The sequence below is a fragment of the Streptomyces sp. NBRC 110611 genome, assembly GCF_001590865.1.
In the GTDB taxonomy this organism is placed as follows: Bacteria; Actinomycetota; Actinomycetes; order Streptomycetales; family Streptomycetaceae; genus Streptomyces.
Genome location: NZ_BBUY01000066.1, coordinates 1 through 2,148 on the forward strand (window position 1 = coordinate 1; position 2,148 = coordinate 2,148).

At 71.3% G+C, this 2,148-nt stretch carries 1 protein-coding gene; it reads right to left on the bottom strand.

Features of this window, described 5'->3' with window-relative positions:
- Positions 1–2,148 (bottom strand): beta-ketoacyl synthase N-terminal-like domain-containing protein (locus AZE13_RS33305; RefSeq protein WP_258528195.1); only part of this gene is annotated, 2,148 nt, incomplete at both ends.

Sequence of the window (2,148 nt, forward strand, 5' to 3'; positions counted from 1 at the left end):
GAGAACAGGAACGCGAGCTTGCTGCCCGAGGGGGTCCGGCCCTGCGCCACGAGGGCCGCCTCGCTGCGGCCCTCGGCCAGGGCCGACAACGAGCGCAGCAGGTCCTCTCGGTTCGCGGCCAGAATTACCGCACGGTGCGGGAACGCCGAGCGGCGCGTCGCCAGCGAGTAGGCGACATCCTTGACCCGCGGTCCCGGCGCACCGTCCAGGTGGGACAGCAGCCGTGCCGCCTGGGCCCGCAACGCCGGCTCGTTCCGGCCCGACAGCGGAACCGGCGCCGGCACCGGCGCCTGGGCCCGGGCCGCCGCGTCGGAGGCCTCGTCCAGTTCGGCATCGGATTCGGCGGCCGGTCCGGCGTCCAGTACGGCCGCGTCCGGTTCGGGCTGCTCCAGGATCACATGCGCGTTCGTCCCACTGATACCGAAGGAGGAGACGCCCGCACGGCGCGGCCCCTCACCCTGCGGCCACTCAACCGCAGAAGTCAGCAACTCGACGGCTCCAGCACTCCAGTCCACATGCGTCGACGGCTGATCGACATGCAGCGTCCGCGGCAACACACCATGCCGCATCGCCAACACCATCTTGATCACACCCGCCACACCCGAAGCCGCCTGCGCATGCCCGATATTGGACTTCACCGAACCCAACAGCAACGGCCGACCCCCCGACCGACCCTGACCATAGGTGGCGAGCAGGGCCTGGGCCTCGATCGGGTCACCCAACGTCGTACCCGTACCGTGCGCCTCCACCGCATCCACATCGGCGGCGGACAGACCGGCACTCGTCAGCGCCTGCCGGATCACCCGCTGCTGCGACGGACCATTCGGCGCAGTCAGACCATTCGACGCACCATCCTGATTCACCGCAGAACCACGCACCACCGCAAGCACCCGATGCCCATGGCGCCGCGCATCCGACAGACGCTCCAGCACCAGGATTCCGGCTCCTTCGGCCCAGCCGACGCCGTCGGCCGCGTCGGAGAACGCCTTGCAACGGCCATCGGCCGCCAGCCCGCCCTGGCGGGAGAACTCCACAAACGTCAGCGGCGTGGACATCACCGTCACACCGCCCGCCAGCGCCAGCGAGCACTCGCCCTGGCGCAGCGACTGTGCCGCCAGGTGCAGGGCCACCAGCGACGACGAGCACGCCGTATCCACCGTGACCGCCGGACCCTCGAAACCGAACGTATAGGAGACCCGGCCCGAGGCGACACTGCCCGCGCTGCCGCTGCCCTGGTAGCCCTCGAACTCCCGCCCGGAGAGCAGCGTCGAGTAGTCGTGGTACATCACGCCGGCGAAGACGCCCGTACGGCTGCCGCGCAGGGTGGCCGGGTCCATACCGGCGCGCTCCAGCGCCTCCCAGGTCGTCTCCAGCAGCAGCCGCTGCTGGGCGTCGGTGGTCAGGGCCTCCCGGGGGCTCATTCCGAAGAACTCGGGGTCGAAGTCCGCCGCGTCATAGAGGAATCCGCCGGAGCGGGTGGCGATGGCGCCCGCCCGCTCGGGGTCATCGGTGTCCTCGATCTCCCAGCCACGGTCGGTCGGGAAGTCCGAGACGGCGTCCACCCCTTCGGCAACCAGCCGCCACAGGTCCTCGGGTGAGGCGACGCCGCCGGGGAAGCGGCAGCTCATGCCGACGATGACGACCGGGTCATCCGCCGGGGACGGGAGGGCCGACACCGGGAGGTGCGTCGTCGTCCCGGCCTCCTGCTCCGCGCCGAACAGCTCGTCCAGGAGGTGCCCTGCCAGGGCGTCGGCCGTCGGGTAGTCGAACACCGTCGTTGCCGGGAGCCGCAGTCCGGTGGCCTTGCCCAGCAGGTTGCGGAGTTCGATCGCCGTCAGGGAGTCGAAGCCGAGGTCCTGGAAGGCCCGGTCCGAGGCGACCGTTTCCGGGCTCGTGTGGCCCAGGACCGCCGCGATCCGGCCGCGTACGACATCGAGCAGCGCCGCGCGACGCTCCACCGGGGACAACCCGGCCAGGCGCCGCGCGATACCGGATGCCGCGGCGGCACCGGATCGGCGGGTCCTCGTACGGATCAGGCTGCGCAGTAGCGGGGGGACGTCACCTTGCTGGCGCAGCGCCGTCAGGTCCAGGCGGACGGGCAGTGCCATGGGTTCGGTACTGCCGAGCGCGGCGTCGAAGAGGGCCAGG